General features: G+C 68.0%; 1 protein-coding gene (cut by a window edge). It reads right to left on the bottom strand.

The annotated features are described in order from the left end of the window. Nucleotides 1-9: 9 nt before the first annotated feature. Nucleotides 10-23,287, bottom strand: the 3' portion of a protein-coding gene (locus AC0IZJ_RS01595; RefSeq protein WP_471845960.1) for an Ig-like domain-containing protein. It continues 21,803 nt past the right edge of the window; only the last 23,278 of its 45,081 coding nucleotides appear in the window; the start codon falls outside the window, past its right edge; the stop codon is at nt 10-12.

Below are 23,287 nucleotides of genomic sequence, written 5' to 3'. Positions count from 1 at the left end.
TGCATTCATTTAAATCGTGACTTTCCAGTCATTGGGCACGGTCTGGCTCTTTCCCGCAACCCAGTCATTCACCCAGACGCTGCTGGGCAGGGGGGCCTTCAAGCCGAAGTCGAGGGCGCCGCTCAACTTCACCACCGGCGCTGGCGCCGCAATAGCCGCCGAAGGCGCTGACGATGCAGCTTTGTCCTGCGACGCGCTACCCACAGTCGCGGGGTTCGTCACCGATGTCGGCGACACCAGCGACAGTGCCGACGCGACCTGGGCCTGCGGAGCCTGCTGGCTCAGGCGCAATGCGAGCAACGCATCGGCGGCGTTGAGCCGGCCGTCGCGGTTGAGGTCGACCAGCAGCACCGGATCGATCAGCGGTTGGGCGGCAAAGCCGGTGTCCGTCCTCGCCGCGACCGCCTGGATCAACCCGACGTCCTCGCGCTCCACGCGGCCGTTACCGCTGGCGTCGCCAAGCACTGCCACAACCTGAACGCCGAGGTCACTGCGGGCTGCGGCACCGTCGACGATCGCATCGAGCAGGCGCAGCAGGCGGCTGCTGCCAGCCGCCGCGCCTGCAGGCACGCTGGTGCTCAGATCCACGAGGACGCGCAGCGCTGCGTCCGGCAGCGCACTGCCCAGCGTCAATTGCACACCAAGGCGACCGGCGACGCTGGTGTCGACGTTCATGACACTGCCGGCCGGCGCCGTGGCGGCGAGGTTGACGGCGTCGATGTGCAGCGTGGTGGGGTCGTAGGCCAGCTGGAAGTAGACGTTGCGCGCGCCGGCTGCCTCGCGCACCTGGAGACTCAGCGTTTGGCCGGCCGACCCGGCAGGCGCGACCAGGTTGCCGACGCTGACGACCGGCGCGCTGCTGGCACCGACCATGAAGCTGGCGACGAGGTCGTCACCGGCCGTGCCGTCGGCATTGCCATCCAGTTGCTGGCCGCCCGCCAGCGCCGTGAAGCCGGCTGCGCCGGACTTCAGTGTCAGGCTGTAGCCGCCGGTCGGCAGCAAGCCGCTGCTGGCGACGAAGCGCAGGCCCTGACCGTCGGCATCGAAGAAGACACTGCCGGCGATGCGACCCGTACTGCCATTGACAGGGCCATTCAGCCAGAGATCCTGCCCGCCGGTGCCCGTGCCGTAGGCCTGGATCAGCGTGGCGTTGATGGCACGGTCGAAGCGCAGGCTGAAGCCGTCCGCTTCGGGCGTGACGCGCGTCACCACAGGTCCCACCGGAACCGCGACGGCTGCCGGGATGGCCGGCACGGACAGGCCCTTGCTGGCATTCAGCACGAGCAGTGCGTCAGCCGCGTTGACCTTGCCGTCACGGTTCACGTCGGAGATGCGCGTCGGGTCGATCAGCGTGTAGGCCGAGAACCCGGTGTTGGTCCGTGCCGCCACGGTCTGGATGAGACCGACGTCGGCGGTCGTCAATGTGCGGCTGCCATCCGCGTCGCCCAGGTTGGCGACGACGTGCAAGCCGTCATCGCTGCGCAGCGTGCCTGCGTTGCCGCTGACGTTGGAGAGGCGCAGCACCTCGGCCGCGCCGTAGCCGGCGGACAAAGGCACGGTGGCCTGCACGAGCACCAGGTTGCGCAGCGCCGCGTCAGAGACCGCACTGCCCAGCGTGACCTGCACGCGCAGCAGGCCTGGCTGCACGAGGCTGCTGGTGATGCTGCTGCCCGCAGGCAGGCCGCTGGCGAGCGTGGCGCCGGTGACCTTGAGCAGGGCCGGGTCGAAGTTGAGGTCGAAGCCCAGCGTCTGGAAGCCGGCACCGCGCTCCAGGCTGACGGCGAAGGCGCCGAGCGCCGGGTCGTAGCTGGCCGCCTGGCCCGGGCCGCGAGCGAACTCCTGCACCGCCAGCACGGCGGCGCTGGAGGCGGCAACCGTGAAGCTGCGGGTGTAGGCGTCGCCGGCAGTGCCGTCGCCGTTGCCGTCCAGGCGCAGGCCGCCCAGGCTGATGAAGCCGTTGGCACCCGCGTTCAGCGACAGCTGGTAGCTGCCGGCTTCGAGCAGGCCGCCGGTCTTGACGAAGCTGAGGCCAAGGCCATCGGCGTCGAAGACGATGCTGCCCGCCACACGGCCTTGCACGCCGCCGGTCGGGCCGGTGACGTCGACGTCGGGCACGAGGCTGCCCGCGCCGTAGAGCTGGATGAGGCTGGCGTCGACCGCTGCATCAAAGCGCAGGCGGAAGCCCGTGTCGGTGGCCTGGAAGCTGGTGACATGCAGCGTCGGCAGGCTCGGCAAGGCGGGCAGGATCTGCAGGTTCACGCGCGCCGCCGACGTGCCGCCGTGGCCGTCGCCGACGGTGTAGCCGAAGCTCGTGGCGCCGGTGAAACCCGCTGCCGGCGTGAAGCGAACGACATTGCCCACGATGGCGGCCGTACCTTGCAGGCCACTGCTGTCGAGACCGATCAAGCTCAGCACATCGCCGTCGGTGTCGCCGTCGTTGGCCAGCAGGCTGGCCAGCGGAATGTCCAGCGTCTGGCCGGTGACAACGGTGAAGCTGTCGTTCGCGGCCGTTGGTGCGGCATTCGTGACGGCGATGTGCACCGTCGCGGTGGCGGTGGCGCCGTTGCTGTCGGTCGTCGTGTAGCTGAACTGCGTGTCGCCGACGAAGCCCGCTGTCGGCGTGAATGTGAGCTGGCCGTTGGCGGCGATGCTGGCGCTGCCTTGCAGGCCGGTCGTATCGATGCCGGTGACCCTGAGAGCGTCACCGTCTGCGTCGGTGTCGTTGCCCAGCACGCCCGGCACGGCGATGACCAGCGGCTGTCCGGCGTGCACGGTGTAGGTGTCGTCGGCAGCCGTGGGCGCGGCATTGGTGACGGCGATGCGCACCGTCGCGGTGGCGGTAGCGCCGTTGCTGTCGGTCGTCGTGTAGCTGAACTGCGTGTCGCCCACAAAGCCCGCTGTCGGCGTGAACGTCAGCTGGCCGTTGGCGGCGATGCTGGCGCTGCCTTGCAGGCCGGTCGTATCGATGCCGGTGACCGTGAGAGCGTCTCCGTCTGCGTCGGTGTCGTTGCCCAGCACGCCCGGCATGGCGATGACCAGCGGCTGTCCGGCGTGCACGGTGTAGCTGTCGTCGGCTGCCGTGGGCGCGGCATTCGTGACGGCGATGCGGACGATGGCGGTTGCCGTCGCACCGTGGCCGTCGGAGATGGTGTACGCGAACTGCGTGTTGCCGGCGAAGCCTGCGGTGGGCGTGAAGACGAGGCGGCCGCCAGCGTCGATGCTGGCTGTGCCGTTCAGGCCGGTGGTGTCGATTGCAGTGACGCTGATCGCGTCGCCGTCGGCGTCGCTGTCATTGGCCAGCACGCCCGGCACGTCGATGACGAGGGTCTCGCCGGCGTGGACGGTGAAGCTGTCGTCCTGGGCGATGAGGGCGGCGTTCGTCACGTTGATGCGGACGACCGCCGTGGAGGTCGCGCCGTTGGCGTCGGTGACGGTGTAGCCGAACTGCGTCGTGCCGACGAAGCTCGCGGTGGGCGTGAAGACCAGGCGCCCAGCGGCGTCGATGCTGGCCGTGCCGTTCAGGCCGGTCGTGTCGATGGCTGTGACGCTGATCGCATCGCCGTCGGCGTCGCTGTCGTTGACGAGCACGCCCGGCACGTCGATGACGAGTTGCTGGCCCGCATGGACGGCGTAGCTGTCGTCCTGCGCCGTCGGGGCGGCATTGGTGACATTGATGCGCACGATCGCCGTGGAAGCGGCTCCGTTGGCATCGGTGACCGTGTAGCCGAACTGCGTGTTGCCGACAAAGCCGGCGGTGGGTGTGAAGACCAGCTGGCCGTTGGCGGCTATGGTGGCCGTGCCTTGCAGGCCGGTGGTATCGATGGCGCTGACGGCGAGCGCGTCGCTGTCGGTGTCGCCGTCGTTGGCCAGCACGCCAGGTGCGTTGATGGTCAGCACCTGGCCGGCGTGGACCGTGTAGCTGTCGTCCGCTGCCACCGGGGCGGCGTTGGTGACGGCGATGCGCACCACACCGGCGGACGTGGCGCCGTTGCTGTCGCGCAGCGTGTAGCCGAACTGCGTGTTGCCGACGAAGCCGACCGTCGGCGTGAAGACCAGCTTGCCGTTCGCATCGACCACCGCCGTGCCTTGCAGGCCGGTCGTGTCGATGGCGCTGACGGTCAGCGCGTCGCTGTCGACGTCGCTGTCGTTGGCCAGCACGCCCGGTGTGTTGATGGTCAGCACCTCGCCGGCGTGCACGCTGTAGCTGTCCTCAGCGGCCACAGGGGCCGTGTTGGTGACGGCGATGCGCACGACGCCGGTGGACGTGCCGCCCTTGCCGTCGCTGAGCGTGTAGCCGAACTGCGTGTTGCCGACGAAGCCGGCATTCGGCGTGAAGACCATGCGGCCGTTGGCGTCGACGGTGGCAGTGCCTTGCAGGCCGGTCGTGTTGATGGCGCTGACGGTGAGTGCATCGCCGTCGGCATCGCTGTCGTTGGCGAGCACGCCCGGGGCGTTGATGGTCAGCACCTGGCCGGCGTGGACGCTGTAGCTGTCGTCGGTCGCCGCAGGCGCCTGGTTGAAGTTGGTGATGCTGACGGCGACCGGCGTGGCGGCGTAGCTGCCGTCCTCGTCGGTGGCCGTGGCCGTGATCTGCGCGCTGCCAGCTGCGGTGAAGACGTGTGTCGCGCTGGTTGCAGTGCCGGCCACGGTGGTGTTGACGGTGCCGTCACCCCAGTTGATGACCCATTGGCTGATCGTGTCGGCGCCGGGATCGGTGGCCAAGAGATTCAGCGTGTAGGTCTGGCCGGTGCCGATGGTGCTCGGGCCGGTGACCGTCAGCGTCGGGGCGACGTTGCCGACATCGACCGCGAAGCTGGTCGTGCCCAGTCCGCCTGCGCCGTCGTTGGCCTGCACGGTGAAGTTATAGGTGGCGTTGCCGTCGGTGGCCGTCCAGCTGATGAGGCCGGATGTGGCGTTGATGGTGGCGCCGGCCGGGGCGCTGGTGAGCGACCAGGTGAAGGGGCCCGGACCGTCGACGTCCGTGGCCGTGGCGGTGACGCTGAGGGCCTGGCCTTCGTTGAGCGTCTGCTTCGCAATCGTCGCGACCACCGGCTTGTCGTTGACCGGGTTGACGACGAGGTTGATCGTCGCCGTGCCGGTCTTGCCGCCCGCGTCGGTGACGCGGAAGACGAAGCTGTCGATGCCGCTGTACTCGGCGTCGGGCGTGAAGGTGACGGCGCCGGTGCTGGCGTTGATGCTGCCCAGCGTGCCGTGGGCCGGGCCGCTGACCAGGCTGTAGGTCAGCGCGCTGCCTTCGGGGTCGGTGCCGGCCAGCGTGATGACCTTGGCCACGTCCTCGTCGACCTGCACGGTCTGGCCGGCGGCGACCGGCGGGTCGTTGAACTCCATGTGGAGCGCCAGCGTGCGGGGCGTGTGGGCGCCGTCCTCGTCGGTGGGCGTGACGCTGACGGTGTAGTTGCCGTCCACGTTCGCGTAGGTGTGGCTCAGGCTGCCCGGGTTGCCGGCGACGGTCTGCGTGTTGCCGTCGCCCCAGTCGACGAGGAGCGACGTGATGGTGTCGGTGCCAGGGTCGGTGACCGTGTAGGTGAAGGTGTAGGCCTGACCGGCGACGCCATTGCCGCCGTTGGGGGCCGTGAAGTTGAGCGTCGGGTCGACGTCCTTGACGAGGATCTTGAAGGCCAGGTCGGCGCTGCGGCTGGGCGTGCCGCCATCCGTGACGCGCACGAGGATGTCGACATCGCCGGGACCGTCGGCCGGCGTCCAGCTGAACAGGCCGGTGGTGGCGTTCAGCGTGGCGCCCGCAGGGCCGCTGAGCAGGGCCCAGGTCTTGCCCGGGCCGTCGGGGTCGGTGGCGGTGAGCTGGACCTGGATCTGGCTGCCTTCGTTGACTTGCGGGTCGGCCACGGGGGCGATGACCGGCGCGTCGTTGACGTTGACGACGTTGAGCGTGAAGGTGGCCGTGGCCGAGGTGGCCGCGTTGCCGAGCGTGCCGTCCGGATCACCACGGTCCTTGGCGCGCCAGGTGAAGCTGTCGGCGCCGATGTAGCCGGCGGTGGGCGTGTAGACCCAGGCGCCGCCAGCACCTTGCGTCAGCGTGCCGTGGGTCGGGGCAGTGACAAGCTCGAACGTCAGGTTGGCGCGCGCGGTCTCGTTGTCCGTCGCGGCGAGCAGCAGGTTCAGGCTGCCGTTCTCGTTGACCGTGCCCGACTGGGCCTGCACCACCGGGGCGGTGTTGGTGGGCGCGACGTTGAGCGTGATGGTGGCGGACGAGACGCCGGTCTTGCCGTCGTCGACCTTGAAGACGAAGCTGTCCGGGCCGTTGTAGTTGGCGTCGGGCGTGTAGGTCAGCTTGTGAGTGACCGGGTCGATGGCCGAAAGCGTGCCGTGCTGCACGTCGGTCGGGATCGAGTAGGTCAGCGCGTCACCGTCGGAGTCCGTCGCGGCCAGCGTGATCTCGATGCTGCCGTTCTCCGCCACGCTGATGCTGGCGGCCGCCGCGACCGGCGCGTGGTTGGTGCTGCGGTCGATGGTGAAGGTGCGGATGTAGTCGCCACCCGGCGTGCCGTTGGCGTCGCCGTCCAGCGGGTTGCCGGCGGTGTCGAAGATGGCCTTGGTGCCGGACAGCATCAGGCGGTACTTGCCTTCGGCCAGCACGCCGCCGAAGTTCAGCGTCAGGCTGGTCTCTGGGAAGGAATAGAACGGCGTCAGCTTGACGATGACGTCGTCACCGGTGTCGAACTGGCCATCAGCGCCAGCGCGGCGCAGCTCGTAGTTGGCGGGGCTGCGTGCGGAGACGCCGTTGAGCGCCTCGTTGAAGTCGATCTGCACGGCCGAGAAGGCCAGCGCCGTCGTGCCGCCGTTGGCCGGCAGTTGCGAGATGCTCGCGACCTGCGGGCCGGTGGTGTCGCCCGACGCGCCCTGGAACTCGTACGCGCCGATGTCGTGATAGACGAGGCCGGGCGTGGGTGTCCACAGCAGCGAGCTGGCGCTGGCGAGGTTGGCCTGGCCGTCGTAGCTAGCCAGCACATAGGCCGTGCCGTTGCCGGCCGACATGCCGATGGTGGGCGTCAGGCCGGTGTTGCCGGCGCCGTAGTCGAAGCGCACCTTGCCGTCGGCGAACAGCGTCAGCGCGGCATTGACGTCGGTGGCCGTGCCTTGCAGCTTGGCGGCCCAGCGGATGGTGATGCTGTTGGCCGTCTGGGTGACGAAGATGTCTTTGCCCGCGGGGCCGGTGTCAAGGTCGTCCCACAGCGCGGCGATGCGGACATTGCGCAGCAGCACGTCGGTGGAGTTGGCGTTGCCGTAGTAGTAGGTCGAGTCGCTGCCGGTGTCGAACGAGACGTAGCCGTTCGTGTTGACCCACATCTTGGTGTAGGTCTTGCCATAGAAGTTGAAGTTGAAGCCGAGCGCCTGCTCGAACGAGCCATCGCTGGTGCGGAAGTTCTTGGCCGTGCCGGTGGCCGTGAACAGCGCGCCGGCGTCGGTCGGCACGAACAGGTCCCAGCCCGTACCCTTGTTGGTCACGTCGGGGTCGTTGCGGCGGTCGCGGCCTTCGATGTCCTTGGCCGGCGCCAGGTAGGCGTTGCCGGCGTCGATGGCGGCGGAGAAGGCATCCAGTTCGAAGTTGTCGTCAAAGCCGTTGCCGGTGGAGACGCCCTGCTCGCCGAGGATGTTGTCAGCGCCGTCGATGTCCAGGAACAGCGGGTTGCCGGTCTGCGAGTTGGCGTCCTTGCCAGAGGCGGTCTGCCACGCAGCAAGCGTGGCTTGCGTCGCGCCGTTCCAGAGGCCGACATAGGCGTTGGCCGCCGGGCCGCGGTAGAGCAGGTTGTAGTTGCTCTGGAAGCCGACCTGGCTGTTGGCGTCTACGGCGATGCCGTAGCCGGCGTCCACGCGCAGGATGTTGTTGACCAGCAGCACGTTGGCGGCGCTGCCGGTCAGGCGGATGCCCTCGCCCACCGTCTGCAGGATGGTGTTGTTGTAGAGGCCGTCACCCGATTCGATGGTGTGGCCGCCCTGCACGCGCACGCCCTGGTTGGTGTTGGCGTAGATGACGTTGTTGACGATGCGGCTGTAGCCCGTGTCGATGATGCCGACCGAGTTGCTGTAGATGCGGTTGCCTTCCACCAGGCCGTCGTAGATCTGGATGCCGGTGGTGTTGGCGTAGATGGCATTGCCGCGAATGGTGACGTTGGACTGGCTGCCGTCGATGCCGAAGCCGTTGTGGTGCACCAGGTTGCCTTCGATCAGCAGGCCCGTGCCATAAGTGAACTGGATGCCCTGGTTGGCCTGGTTGTAGACCTCGTTGCCGCGGAAGACGTTGTTCGTCCCGCTCCAGTTGTAGAGGCCGTAGCCGCTGTTGTCGTGGACCCGGTTGCCCTGTGCGATGTTGCCGGTGCCGTTGGAGAAATACAGGCCGTTCGCGTTGTTGCGGATGTCGTTGTTCTCGGCGCGATTGCCCGTCGTGTTCTCGAAATACAGGCCCTGGCTGGCGTTGTTGCGGACGACGTTGTCGGTGAACAGGTTGTTGTCGTTGCTGCCGCCCACCCAGACGCCGTCGGCCGTGGCGCTGTTGATGTCATTGGCGCGCAGGGTGTTGCCGTCGCTGTCGGCACTGGTGTTGAACACGACGCCGTAGGCGGCGCCGGTGATGTTGAGGTGGTCGACGGTGACGTTGTCGGCGCCGGAGAACTCCAGCGTGTAGGCGCCGGTGTTGGTATTGCCGCGGCTGATGGTGGCTGTGTGGCCCACGCCGGTCGGGCCGCTGACCGTCACGCCGGAATCGCTTTGCTCGAACGGCACGTTGGTGTAGACGCGGTAGGTGCCGCTGTCCACGTGCACCACGTCACCCGGATTCAGGTCATAGGCCCGCAGCAGCGCCGCGAGGCTGGCCATCGGGCGAGAGGCATCCTTGCCGCTGTTGAGGTTGTTGCCGACGGCGGTGCTGCTCTCGTCGCCGACGAGACTGCCGTCGTTGACGAAGAACTCGGTGCCGCCGTTGGCGATCAGGAAGGGCTCGTCGGAGCGGTCCTGGGCCGCAACGCTGCCGTCGCCATGGCGCAGCACGGCGCGGATCAGGGCGGTGTTGCCGTCGGTCGTCTGGTCGGGCGTCCAGCTGTAGTGGCCGTTGCCGAAGCGGTCCATGGACAGGCCCGTGGCCAGGGTCTGCCAGCTGGTGCCGCTGTCGAGGCTGGTCTGCAGGTCGACCGTGGCTTCCAGGTCAGCCGCCGGCACGACGCGCAGGATCTCGATGCCGTTGATGAGCGCGCCGCTGGCCTTGGTGATGAGGTCGAGGTCGATGCCGTTGCCACCACTGGCCACGACGTTGAACTCGCGCACCACGGCCTTGAAGTTTGCGCCCGCTGTGGCGCGGATGTCGAAGTTGCTCTGCACGGTGTTGCCGTTGAGCTTGATGTCGAACACCCGTGTGCCGGGCTGGGCGTAGAGGTAGGTCTCGGCGAAGTGCAGGCGCACGACGTACTGCCCGTCGTCGACCGGCAGCTCGTAGCTCAGGCCCTGACCGACAGTGCCGTTGGCGTACATCGCCGTCTGGTAGACGCTTGCGGGTGCCGGGTTGGTGGCGCCGCTGAGGTCCACTGGGTCGGTGAAGCTGGTGTAGCTGTAGCCCTGCGTCTGGTAGCTGTTGCGCAGCCAGTAGCCGAGCGTGCCGTCACCCACCGGGCCGGCGTTGCCGGCGTTGATGAGCAGGGCCGGCTCGGTGCGGTTGATGCCGGCGGTGTGCCAGCTGACGTCGACGGCCGTGCCGACTTCGAGCTTGGCGTAGCCGTTCGGCCCGGTGACCTGGATCAGCGGCACCGGGCTCTGCGTCGCGTTGACCGTGTTGCCGTAAGCACCCATGTCGATGCGGGCGCCGTTGTCGACCGGCTCGTTGACGTAGGCGAAGCTCGGGTCGCCGGCGTCAATGCCGGCCGAGCCCGTGGCCAGGCGGAAGTCGTCGTCGCGGCCGGTATCACCCTGCACACGCTGCACCCGGATGGCATCGGCCGTGAACTTGCCGTAAGCGCCGGCGTCGCTGACGCGCACGGTCAGCGTGTTGCCCGTGATGACGACCGTGTTGATCTCGCGCCACTTGGCGCCGTCGGCCGTGAAGTCGTTGGGCAGCGTGTTCTGGCCGGTGCGCTGGTAGCTGATCTGCCTGTCCGGGTCGACCAGGCCGTCGTAGATCTCGTAAGGCGTGTTGCTGGCGTAGCCGCTGGTGACGGCCCACGTCGCGGCGATCTGGTAGGTGCCGGGCGTGAGGTCGGTGAAGGTGTAGGTGGCGTAGTTGCTGCCGGTGCCGTAGAAGTTGCCGCCGGCCTCGCGGCGGTCGTTGCCGTAGCCTGGGGTGCCAGTGGTGACCGTCGTGAAGCTGCCGCTGAAGCTGACGCCGATGTCGCCGTCGTCCAGGATGATGGCGCTGCCGACGTCCGCCTTGGACCAGCCGTAGACGTTGTCCGCGCCGTTCACGTCGCGGAACTGCACCGGTGCGACCTGGCTGTGCGTGTCGTTGCCGGTCTCGAAGCGCCAGGTCAGCAGGTTGCTGAAGTCGACGCCTTCCCAGTTCATGCCGAGGAAGTCGGTGGCGCTGGCACCGCTGAACAGGTTGTAGTCGCTGGTGAAGCCGCGCTCGGCGCTGGCCGGCACGAAGATGGCCGTCGCGTCGGTGGTCAGGTCGAAGATGTTGTTGCGCAGCGTGACGTTGGTGGCGTTGGCCTCGACGTCGATGGCGCGGCCGCCGCTCTGGCGGATGGTGTTGTTGTAGAAGCCGTTCTGGTCGTTGCCGCTGCGGCCGCCGGAGATGCGCGCGGCCGTGACGTTGACCCAGAAGACGTTGTTGCGGATCAGGTCCGAGCCGGTGTCGCGCAGGCCCGTGGTGTTGCCATAGATCCGGTTGTCCCAGATCGTGCTGCTGGACATCTCGATGCCCATCGTGTTGGCGTACACGTGGTTGCCGACGACCTCCGAGCTGCTGCCGGCAATGCCGGTGGTGTTCTGGCGCAGCACGTTGTTCTCGGCGCGCACGCTGGTCAGGGACAGGCCGGTGCTGGCACTCCAGACCTCGTTGCCAAGCACCAGGCCTTCGTAGGCGACCGCAATCCCGGTGCTGACGTCGTGCACGCGGTTGTTGCTGATCAACGGCGCGTCGTTGGCCTCGTCGCCTGCCGACCAGGTGTAGATGCCGGTCGACTGGTTGTAGACCTCGTTGCCGGTGATGATGGTGCGGGTCGACTGCTGCGCCTGGATGCCGGTGCTGCCGCTGTCGTGCACGGTGTTGCCGGTGACGAGGGCATCGTCGACATTGGCGCCGACGTAGATGCCGCCACTGGTGTTGCCGGTGACTTCCAGGTTCTTCAGCGTGACGCGGTGCGAGCCGCTGTTGTCGCCAAGGACGACGCCCCACTGGCCGCCGCTGAGCTTGAGGTTCTCCAGCGTGACGTCTGTCGCGCCGGCGATGTTGATCGGGTACTGGCCGCCGTTGGTGTTGCCGCGATTCAGCTCGGTCACGGCATGCAGCGCGCCGACGATGCGCACGCCGGAGTCCTTGGCCGCCAGCGTGAAGTTGGTGATGAGGTTGTAACGGCCGCTGTCGACGAAGACGGTGTCGCCCGGGCCCACGTCGTAGGCGCGCAGGAGCGCCGACAGGCTGGCCATCGGGTGGGCCGCGTCCTTGCCGCTGTTGGCGTTGTCGCCGACGGCGGTCGTGTACTCGTCGTTGGCGGTGGTGCCGTCGTTGACGTAATAGACCTTGCCGCCGTTGGCGATCAGGAAGGGCTCGTCGGAGGTGTCGGTCGCGGCCGTCGTGCCGTCGCCATGGACGGCGATGGCGCGGATGAGGGCCGTGTTGCCGGCGGTGGCGAAGTCGGGGGTCCAGGTCGTGCGGCCGTTGCCGAACCGGTCCATGGACAGGCCGTTGGCGATGGTCGTCCACGACAGGCCGTTGTCCAGGCTGACCTGGAGGTTGACCTTGGCCGCGGCATCGCCAGCGGGTACGACACGCTGGACCTCGATGCCGTTGATCAGCGCGCCGCTGGCCTTGGTGATGAGGTCAAGGTCGATGCCATTGCCGCCGCTGGCGGTGACGGTGAACTCGCGCACCACGGCCTTGAAGTTCGCACCCGCCGTGGCGCGGATGTCGAAGTTGCTCTGCACGGTGTTGCCGTTGAGCTTGATGTCGAACACGCGCGTGCCGGGCTGGGCGTAGAGGTAGGTCTCGGCAAAGTGCAGGCGCACGACGTACTGCCCGTCGTCGACCGGAAGTTCGTAGCTCAGGCCCTGGCCAACGGTGCCGTTGGCGTACATCGCGCTCTGGTAGACGCTGGCGGGTGCGGGGTTGGTGGCGCCGCTGAGGTCCACGGCTTCGGTGAAGCTGGTGTAGCTGTAGTACTGCGTCTGGTAGGCGTTGCGCTGCCAGTTGCCAAGTTCGCCGCCGGCAATCGAGCCGGCATTGCCGGTGTTGATGGCCAGCACGGGTTCGGTCGGCAGCAGGCCGGCCGTGTGCCAGTCGATGGTGACGGGCGTGCCGACGGTCAGCTTGGCATAGCCGGTGGGGCCGGTGACCTGGATCAGCGGTGCCGGGCTCTGCGTGGCGCCGAGGGTGTTGCCATAGGCGCCCTGGTCGATGCGGGCGCCGTTGTTCAGCGGCTCGACGCTGTAGGGCGAGGTCGGGTCGCCGCCGTCGACACCGGCGGAGCCGGCGACAAGGTGGAAGTTGTCGTCGGCGCCATGGTCGCCGCCGATGCGCTGCAGGCGGATGGCGTCGGCCACGATCTTGCCGTAGGCGCCGGCGTCGCTGACGCGCACGGTGAGGGTGTCGCCGGTGATGACGACCGTCGCCAGGTCGCGCCAGCTGGCGCCGTCGGCGGTGTAGTCGAGCGGCAGGTTGTATTGCGGCGTGCGCATGGTGCGCACGAGGTTGCCCGCCGTGGCAGCACCGTCGTAGAAGTTGTAGAGCGTGTTGCTGGCGTTGCTGGCGGTGCTGCTCCAGGTGCCACCGATGACGTAGGTGCCCGCCTGCAGGCCGGTGAAGGTGTAGGTTGCGGTGTTGCTGCCGGTGCCGTACTGGTTGCCGTTGGCCTCGCGGCGGTCGCCGCCATAGCCGGGGGTGCTGGTCGTGACGGTCGTCCAGGTGCCCGCAAAGCTGACGCCGGCGTCGCCGTCGTCCAGCACGATGGCCGAGCCGATGGCCGAGCCGTCCCAGCCGAAGCGGTTGTCGGCACCGTTGGCGTCGACGTAGTTCGGTGCGGCGATGCGGCTGTGCACGTCGTAGCCGGTCTCGTAGACCCAGTCCGGGCGGCTCGCGAAGTCGCGGCCTTCCCAGCGCGTCAGCACCGTGCCCGCCTGCTGGGCGAACAGGTTGTAGTCGCTGTGGAAGCCGTTCTGGCTGTTCGGGCTGACCGAGATGCCGGTCGCACCGCTGCGCAGGTCGAGGATGTTGTTGACGATGCGGGCGTTGGTGGCGTTCTCGGCCAGCACCGCCGTGCCGCCGGTCTGCACGATGGTGTTGTTGACGATGCCGTTCAGCTCGTTGCCGCTGTGGCTGCTGGTGATGCGAACGCCGGTCGTGTTGTCCCAGATCAGGTTGTTGGTCAGCAGCATGTTGCTGCTGACATTGACACCCAGCGTGTTGTCGTAGATGCGGTTGCCGCTGGCGGTCAGGCTGTTGACGCTGAGGCCGGTGGTGTTGGCGTACAGCGTGTTGTTGGTGACCGAGACGCTGCCAGCTTCGATGCCGGTGGTGCTGCCCCAGACGGTGTTGCCGCTGACGTCGTAGTTGCTGTTCGCGCCGATGCCGGTGCTGGCCGCCCAGACGGTGTTGTTTCGCACCCAGCCGTCGTAGGACTGCGAGATGCCGGTGCTGACGTCGTGCACCAGGTTGTTGATGACGTTGGGGCCGTCATTGGCCTCGTCGCCGGACGAATACGTGTAGATGCCGGTGGACTGGTTGTAGACCTCGTTGCCGCTGATGAGCAGGCGGGTCGACTGCTGGCCCTGGATGCCGGTGCTGCTGGCGTTGTCGTGGACGATGTTGTTGAGGACCTTGCCATCGTCGATGTTGATGCCGACGTAGACGCCGCCAGAACTGTTGCCGCTGACATCGCTGTTGCTGAGCGTGAAGCGGTGCGCGTTCGTGTTGTCGTTCGCGACGAAGCCCCACTGGCCGCCGGTCAGCGTGACGCGGTCTAGCGTCACGTCGGTCGCACCGGTACCGAGCAGGAAGGCGTACTGGCCGCTGTTGGTGTTGCCGCGGTTCAGCACGCTCGCATGGCCGACCGCGCCGCGGATGACGACGCCGCTGTCCTGCGCGTCGACGAGCAGATTGGTGGAAAGGTTGTAGACGCCGGTGTCGATGAGGATCAGGTCGCCCGGCTTGAAGTCGTAGGCGTTCAGCAGCGCCTGCAGCGAGGCCTTGGGCTTGGACGCACTGCGGCCATCGTTTGCATCGTTGCCAATCGCCGTCGTGTACTCGTCGCCCGTGGTGGTGCCGTCGTTGACGTAGAAGACGCTGACCGTGGAGGCGAGGTTGAAGGTGGCGTCCGACTGGTCCTTGACCGCCGGCTGGCTGGCGGAGCTGACACGCAGCACGTAGTCGCCGCCCGGGAACTGGCCGGCGCCCGGCGTCCAGTCGTAGACGCCGTCATTGGCCTCGTTGGCGGCCACGGACAGCCAGCTGCTGCCGCCGTCACGGCTGATGTCGAGGTTGACGTTGCCGCTGAAGCCGTCGGAGCGCCAGCGCACGGTAAAGGTCTCGCTCTCGGCCACGGTTTCGCCGCCATTGGGCGTCATCACGCGGACGTAGACGGCCGGGCTCAGCGAGGCGTATTTGGTGTTGCCGTCCGAGCCGATGTTGACGTAGCCGCCGCGCGGTGCGGGTTCCTGGTCGAAGGGCTGGCTCACGGCGCCGCGGTCGATGCCGGGGCTGTCCTGCGCGTCGACGGTCAGCGTGCCGGTCAGCAGCACCGGCAGGCCGCCAGCGCCAAGCACCGGCGCCAGCGAGGCGCCGTGGAAGCTGCCCTGCGTGCTGCGCAGGTGGAAGTCGTCGTCGCGGCCGTCGCTGGCCGCGCTGGCGTAGCCGAGGTTGCCGTCCGCGCCGTCGATGTCGACGAACAGCGGGTCGGTGGCCTGGCCGTCCAGGTCCTGGAAGTTGGCCTGGCGCCAGTTGGTCAGCGACGTGCGCTGCGTGCCCTGCCAGATGCCGACGGCGCCCTGGAAGATGTTGAAGTTGGACGTGAAGCCGATCTGCGAGTTCGCGTCGATGTTCAGCGCCACGCCACCCGTGCCTGCCCACAGGATGTTGTCGATGACCTGCGCATTGCTGGCCGAGCCATAGAGCTGGATGGCGTCGCCGGTGGTCTGGTAGACGGTGTTGCCAATGAACTGCGGCGCGCTGCCCTGCAGCTGCACGCCCGTCGCCGTGTTGGCATAGACGAGGTTGCTGCGCAGCACGCTGTTGCCCTGGCTGTAGACGCCGATGCGGTTGCTGTAGACGGTGTTGCCAGTGGCCGTGGCGGTGCTGAGCCACAAGCCGACACCGTAGCTGCCGGCCGTGCCCGGGTCGTTGTTGTAGATGCGGTTGTCGGCCACCAGGCCGCTGTACATGTACAGGCCGTTGGAGTTGCCGTAGACGACGTTCTGGCGGGCCTCGCCGCCGCTCATGCCGATGCCGTAATTGCCGTTGCCGGCATTGCCGCTGGCCACGTTGCCCCACACCAGCACATTGCCGTTGAAGATGGCGCCGCCGTTGCCGTTGTTCAGGAAGCGGTTGCCCAGGCCCGAGCCCAGCGCACCGCCCACCAGCGCCTGGCCTGCGCTGTTCATGTTGTGCTGCAGGCCGGTGTTGCTGTTGCCCTGGAACAGGTTGCCCTGTACGCGCGTCGCGCCGGGGTAATACAGATAGGCACCGTAGCCGGTGTTGTTGGTCAGCTGCGAATTGGTCAGGAAGCCCAGATTGCCCTCGGCGTACAGGCCGCCGTTGGCGCGGTTGCGCGTGCTGACGAGCTGGTCGATGCCGCCCAGCGTGCCGGACACAAAAATGCCGGTCTGCGCGTTGTCATGCACGTTGAGGCCGGTCCAGGTCGCCAGCGGTGCATTGACCTGCGCCGCATAGATGCCTTCGTTGACATGACCGAACGACTCGATGTTGTCGACATCGATGGCATCGGCGCCGCCGGTGATCAGCAGGCCACGGTTGGCGTCGCGCAGCTGCAGGTTGCTGATGGTGACGAAGTCGGTGTCGGACAGGTCCAGCAGCGCCCAGGTGCGCTCGTTGGGCACGATGGGGAAGATGGACGCGAGATGGCCGGCCAGCGTCGGGCCGGTCATGGTGAAGCCCTCGTCGATGCCGAAGCCGCGCGTGGCCGTGCCGGACAGCGTCAGCGATTCCAGCAAGGCGTAGTTGCCCGTGTCGACGTAGAGGGTGGCGCCGGCCTGAAGGTCGTAGGCACGGAAGAGGTTGGTGACGTTGGGCTTGGGCGCGCCGGCCGACTTGCCGGTGTTGCGGTTGTCGCCGGTGGCGGTGGCGTACTCGTCACCCGCCGTGCCGCCGTCGTTGACCCAGTAGGTCAGCCCGTCCTCGGGCACGGTGAAGGGCTCCTGGCTGCGGTCCAGCACGGCCGGGTTGGTCACCAGGCTGACCTGGATGCGCAGGCCGTGCGTGTTGTAGTCGAGTCCGCTGTTGCCCGGGATCCAGGTGAACTGGCCGGAGTCCGGCGTGGCCGACACGACATTGGCGATCCACTTCGGGCCGTCCGCCGTGTCCTGGTAGACGTCGATGCGCACCGGGGAGTCGTCGGCGTTGCCGAAGGTTTCCCAGGTGATGTTGAGGGGCTTGAACTTTTCCCAGTCGAGGTAGAGGTCAGGGCCGCGCAGATTGATGCGCGGCGCGCTGCCGGCCGCGATGGGCAGGTCGGTGGCCGCGTGTCCGTAGGCGCCGATGTCGCTGGCCTGGTTCTCGCTGACCTTGTAGAGGAAGGCCTGGTCGAAATAGCCGTCGGCATTGCCGCCGGTGATGCGGTTGGTCTTGTAGACAAACTCGACCGAGCGGGTGCCGAAGGGCACGTCGGCGCGCTGACCGACGAGTTCCCAGCGGTTGGTGGTGCCGCTGGCCTTGGCGACGGCTGTGGCGAGCACGTCGCCACCGGCGTTGCGGAAGATCAGCTGCACCTCGCCGCTGTCCACGGGCGCTTCCACGCCCATGCGGATGCGGCCGCCGAACAGCAGCTCGAAGTCCTGGCCGTCGGCCTGGGCGGCGGTGAGGCCGAGCTGGGCCAGCGTGAAGGTCTGGCGCGCGAAGCCGCCCGCCACACCACCGGCGAAGAAGTAGTTGTTGCCCTCGTAGGCCTTGGGCGCGGCGCCGGTGGGCGTGTAGGAGGACGAGCCGGCATTGGTTTCCCAGCCCGCCAGCGAGCCTTCGAAGCCGGGGTTGGCGATGAGGTTCTGGTCGGCCGGGTTGCGGCCGTTGTCCATCAGCACGGTGCCCATGTCGATGCCGGGCGAGCTGAAGCGCTGGCCCGCCACGGGGTCACGCAGGCGGAAGTCGTCGCCGAGGATGCTGACGAACTCGGGCCGCGCCCAGGTCGGGTTGACGACCGTGGCGCCAATGGAGTGCAGGTCGAACTTCGCGATGTCGGCTTGCCAGTCGAGGATGTCGCTGAAGTCCTTGGTCCAGAAGCCGACCTTGCCGGTGCCAGACGTGAACAGGTTGTTGTAGTCGGAATTGAAACCGTAGCGGCTGTCGTTGGCCACGTAGAGGTCGTAGCCCGCCATCGCCCACATCAGGTTGTTCTGCACCTCGACTTCGGTGCTGCCGCCTTCGCTGCGCAGGTTGTCGCCGGTGACGGCGTAGAAGGTGTTGTTGAACACCCGCACATCGTTCTTGCCGTTGATCTCGACGCCGACCAGCGTGTTGCGATAGAACAGGTTGTGCAGGATGCGCTGCTCGCTGCTGGCGTTGATCGCCGTCTGGTTGCCCGAGAAGCGGTTGAACTGGATGGTGCCCGTGAAGGCATTGACGCCGGTGACATTGGCCTCGATGAGGTTGGCGTGGGCCAGCGTCTCGCCGCCGAGCTGACCGGTGCCCTTGACGCCGACGGTGTTGCCACGCACGACCTGGCCCTGCATCTGCGCGCCGGCCAGCAGCTGCACACCGGTGGCGTTGCCCTCGAAGGTGTTCGGGCGGTCGACGGACGCACCCACCCAGCCGATCGCACCCGCACCGACGACGTAACTTTGCAGGCCCAGGGTCGCGCCGCTGACCGTGTTGCCAGCGAGCTGGTTGGCCGCCACATAGTTGATGCCCAGCGCACCGCCCTGGATGCGGTTGTTCTCGATGAGGCCGTTGAACGTGGCTTGCAGGTCCAGACCCGTGCCGTTGCTGGTGGCGATCAAGGTGTTGCCGGCGATGCGGCCGCTGGCATTGGAGCCGCCGACGATCTGCATCGCGGCGGGGAAGCCGGTGATGGTGTTGTCGCGGATCTGCACGCCGGTGGCGCTGTCCAGCAGCAGGCCGATGACGCCCGAGATGGTGTTGAAGCGCAGGCTGGCGTTCTGCACGCCGGCGGAAATGCTGACGCCGCCGGTGAAGGTGTTGCCGAAGAGCTTGGCGCCCTGCCCTGCGGTGAGGCTGACCGCGCCGGTCGCGCTGGAGTCGCTGACCCCCACGCCGTTGCCCGCGATGGTCAGCGTGGCTTGCATCTTCAGGTTCTGCAACGTCACGTTGGCGCCGTTGACCGTCACCGCGCCGGTGATGCTGCTGCCCGCCGCGCCCCAGATCGTCACGCCGGCATCGCCGGCCGAGACCGTGAAGCCGCCCTGGCTGCCGTTGACGACGATGACGTCGCCCGCGGCCAGGGTCTGGCTGTCGAGGATGTCCTGCACCGAGTTGCCGGCGCTCGTGTTGAACACGCGGCCTACTGGAGCTGCGTCGGCGCGGACGAGGATTTCAGGCGAACCCGCTGACCCGCCGATATTGGCGTCCTGCCAGGCCAGCACGGCCCGGCCACTCGAATCCACGGCGAGCGCAAGCTGCTGGGGCTCGCCGCCGGTCTGGCTGATGCCGCTGCCGGCACCGATGCCGCTGGCCAGGCCGGGCAGCACTTCCTCGAAGTGCAGCGTCGTCGCATTCCACTGGCGCTCGTAGAGGCTGCTGGATGCGTCCAGCAGGGGCGTGTTGACCCACACCAGGCGCAGCGAGCTGCCGCCGGCCGCCAGCTGCGGCAGACCCGGGCGGCTCTGGTCCTTGATGACGTCGCGCACAGTGACGCCGCCCGCGCTCAACTGCGCGGTGACGACGGTGGCGCCCTGGTCGGCCCAGGCCTGCCAGGCAACGAAGAGGGTGTTGCCGAAGTAGGCGACGCTGGGTTGGGCATGCCAGGTCGAGTCGAGGCCCAGGGCCGTCTTGACCGCTGCGCCACCGCTGACTCCGGTGCCCGCGTTGGAGCCTGCAAGGCCAGCCCAGGTGCCCGTGCTGGGCGTTCCGCCAGGCGTGAACTCGGTGACGTAGACCTGGCGCAGCGAGCTGCCCGGCTGCACGGCCGAGTAGCCGATGGCCACCTTGTTGCCGCTGACCGCGACGCTGAAGTCGCGCAGTTCGGTACCTACGGCGAGGCCAATGCCGGTGGAGGCGGCTTGCGCGCCCAGGGCGACCCAGCTGCCGCCGGTGTAGATCTTGGCGTAGACGCGCAGGTTGCCAGCGGAGTCATCGGTGTAGACGACGACCGGGCCATTGGTCGTGTTGACCAGCTTGGCCTGCACCGCATTGCCGTTGTTGGTGGCGTTGCCCAGGCTGACCCAGGCCGAGCCGTCCCAGCGCTTGACGACGATGTCGCGGCTGCCGTCGGCCAACGTCTCGGTCCAGGCCACGACGGGCGCACCTGTGCCATCGACGGTCAACGTCGGTTTCGCGGAGGCAGCCGCCGTGCTGGCGGACACGCCGCCCTGCGACGCGCTCGTGCCCAACGTGACCCACTGCGTGCCGTCATGCTTGGCGACGTAGATCTCGAGGTTGCCGTTGCGGCTGTCGCTCCAGGCGACATAGCGCTCGCCGCTCGGGCCGACCGCCACTGCCGGCTCTTGCGACAGGCCGAGGTCACCCGCGAGACCGCGCAGTACGGCGGAATCCGCCGAGCTGCCGTTCAGGTCGGCCCAGCGGCCGCTGCCAACAACGCCGTCGGGCAGCGTGCCGGCCGCGCGCGGGCTGGTGTCGTCCACCGGCACGACGGCCGGTGCCGGCGTGGCGGGGAAGTTGCTGAAGAAGCCGGCGTCGTCGCCGCCACCACCGAAGTCGATGAGGTTGGTCGTGCCGCCGCCGGCCTCGGCCACAGCCATGCCGCCCACGCCCTGGATGAGGTCGTCGCCGCCTTCACCGTAGAGCAGATCGTTGCCGCCCTGGCCGTAGAGCTTGTCGGCGCCCGAGCCGGGCTCGTTGCCGTTGCTGCCGAAATCACCATACAGGTAGTCGGCCGCCTTGTCGTCGCCCGCGCCACTGACCGAATGTCCGTACAGCGTGTCGTTGCCGGCACCGCCGACCATCAGGTCGACGCCAGCGCCGCCTTCGAGCACGTCGTCACCCGCGCCGCCTTCCAGCGTGTCGGCACCGGTGCCGCCGTCCAGGCTGTCGTTGCCGGCCAGGCCTTGCAGGCGGTCTTCGCCGTCGCCACCGTAGAGGGCGTCTTCGCCGTCGGCAGAGCCCACCAGCAGGTCGTCGCCGTCGCCGCCCTGGATCACGCCGCCCTGGCCGTAACCCTGGTTCAGCTCGTCGTTGCCGTCGTTGCCCTGGATGTTGTCGGCGCCGAAGCCGCCGTCGATGAAGTCATCGCCGCCGTTGCCGTAGAGCTGGTCGTCGCCCTGCTCGCCGAAGATGCGGTCGGTCGCGTCGTCGTCGGCCGGCTGGCTGGCCTGCTCGACCGGTGCATGGCCATAAATCGTGTCGTCACCACGGCCGCCATACAGCGTGTCCTTGCCGCTGCCGCCGGTGATGTCGTCGTGCCCGGAGCCGCCGTCGACGAAGTCGTCGCCCGCGCCCGCGTCGATGTTGTCGGAGCCGCCAAGCGCCCAGATCTGGTCGTTGCCGTCGCCACCCGAGATGGCATCGCCCACGGCGCCATCGCCGCCGTCGTCGCTGCCGAAGATGCGGTCGGCCCCTGCACCACCGCTCAGCGTGCCGCCGGCACCCGCGCCCCCGATAAGCAGGTCGTCGCCGTCATTGCCGGTGATCGTGTCGACGCCGTCGCCGCCGTAGAGGTCGTCGGCGCCTGAGCCGCCGACAAGGCCGTCGTCGCCGCCGCGGCCGTAGATCGTCCAGCCTTGCGACTGGGCTGAGACGTTCAGCACGTCGGCCTGGTCGTCGCCTACCAGTTCGGGGCGGTCGCCCGTGACCGTGCCGCCGATAGCGGCCGTGGCGCCTTCGGCATCCGCGCTTTGATGGTCGACGCCAAAGAAGAGGCGGTCACCGGCCGAGACCGTGCCGGTGACGATCAGGCTGTCGCCCGCGTTGAGCGTGACACTCTTGCCGGCGGCGACGCTGCGGCCCTCGCCGACGACGATGTTTTCACCGCTGGCCTGGCTGTCGCGCGACGTGAGCCGCACATGGCCGGCGCTGCTGACGATGGCACCCACATACAGGGCTTGCACGACTTCGGTCAGTTGCACGCCGCTGTTGCCGGTGGCGTTGACGAAACCGCCCGCCGCGCTGAAGCGGCTGTCGATCTCGACGTCGTTGTAGTAGCTGCCGATGCTGCCGCTGACGGTCAAGGTCAGTGTGTTGCCGTCGATGTCGGAGAGCAGGTCGGACAGGTCGTCCACCAGGTCGCCGCCCAGCACCGTCAGCTCGACGTCGGCGCTGCTGGAGCGCACGCGGTCGAGGTTGAGATCGCCCGCGACCTCGGTCATGTAGATGGAACCCGCAGCCAGCGCCCACACATTGCCGTGGCTGGGGCGCGAAGAATCGATCTCCAGCGAGTTGGCATTGGTGCCTATGCCGGCGCCGCCGGCGGTCAGGCGCAGCTTGATGCCCAGCACGTCGGCGTCAGCATCGCTGCCGATCTCCTGGATGCCGCCATTGACCGCAGAAACCGTGACGTTGTTGTTGGCCGCCTCGACGCGCTCCAGCAGCACGCTGCCGCCGGTGGAGGTGATGCTGATCGCACCCGCCTGCGCGAGCACCAGGCGCGGCAGCGTGATGTTGCCGCCGGCCAGCATGGTGATGCTGTCGCCTGCGGTGACGAGGTTGTTCGGGTAGAGGTTGAGCCGGTTGCCCGTCTGGCCACCGGTGACGTTGGAGATCGTGCCTTGCGTGGCCGTGATGGACACGTCGCTGCCGGCGACGACATGGTCGACCTGCACCGAGCCGTCGAGGCTGGTGATGGCCACGTCGGCGTTCTGCGACCAGATGGACGCTGGGGCCAGAACCTGGTTGACCGCCAGCAGCCCGACGTTGCCGCCGGCTTGCACGATGCGGGGCAGCGTGAGGTCCCGGCTGGCCTGCATCAGCGCCGTGCCGCCCGCGGTCAGCAGGTTGTCGGTGTACAGGGCCACCCAGGTGTGGGCGTAGCTGGCCAGCACGTTGCTGATGTCCAGCGATGCGCTGACCGTGGCGTTGCCACCGGCGATCAGGTGGTCGGCCTGGACGGACCTGTCCTGGCTCATCACGTCGAGGTTGCCCGTACCGGCCTGCACCGTGCTCGGCAGCGTCAGGTTGCCGCTGGCGCGCACTGTGGCATTGCCACCGGCCAACCAGGTGTTGCGCTGGAACACGTCCATGAGCTCGCCCGGCCCGTCCGTGTAGATGGACAGATCGGTGCCCGCATCGAGCTTGCCGAGAGAGGTCGTCGAAGTGATGGCTTCGTTGCCCGTACCGAAGAAGCCGACGGGGAAGTCGACGATGGCACCGCCCGCCTGATCGGGTCTGAAGTGGCGGATCCAGTTCGTCGTGCCGAGGTCGATGCCGCGGCTGGCGTAGTCGATGTTGACCGCCACCTGGTAGGTGGGCGGTGTGCCGACCACCGTGACCTGGCGCTTGGCTTCCTGAAGCAGCAGGTTGAGGCTGCCGCCGGCCGAGAGGTTGCCAAGGCTGAGGGTGAAATTGGTGACGGCCGGGTCGCGCAGCAGACCGCGGACGCGCAGGTAGGTGCTGGCGCCGGAGGTGCTCGTCAGCGCGGCCGGACGGCCCTCGCTTTGCACGAGTTCGAGGTTGAGGTCCAGGCCGCTGCCGCGGCCGATCGTGCCGCCGGCGCTGAGGGTGGCCGTGTTGGTGCGCACGATGGGCGTACCGCTGACGTTGACGATGCTGCCGCCGACGGCGGCCATCAGCGTCGAGCCCAGCGGGTTGTCGATG

The organism is Roseateles sp. AC306, assembly GCF_979253795.1.
The sequence above is the reverse complement of the archived record's forward strand: the minus strand, read 5'-3'. Positions and strand labels throughout refer to the sequence as shown.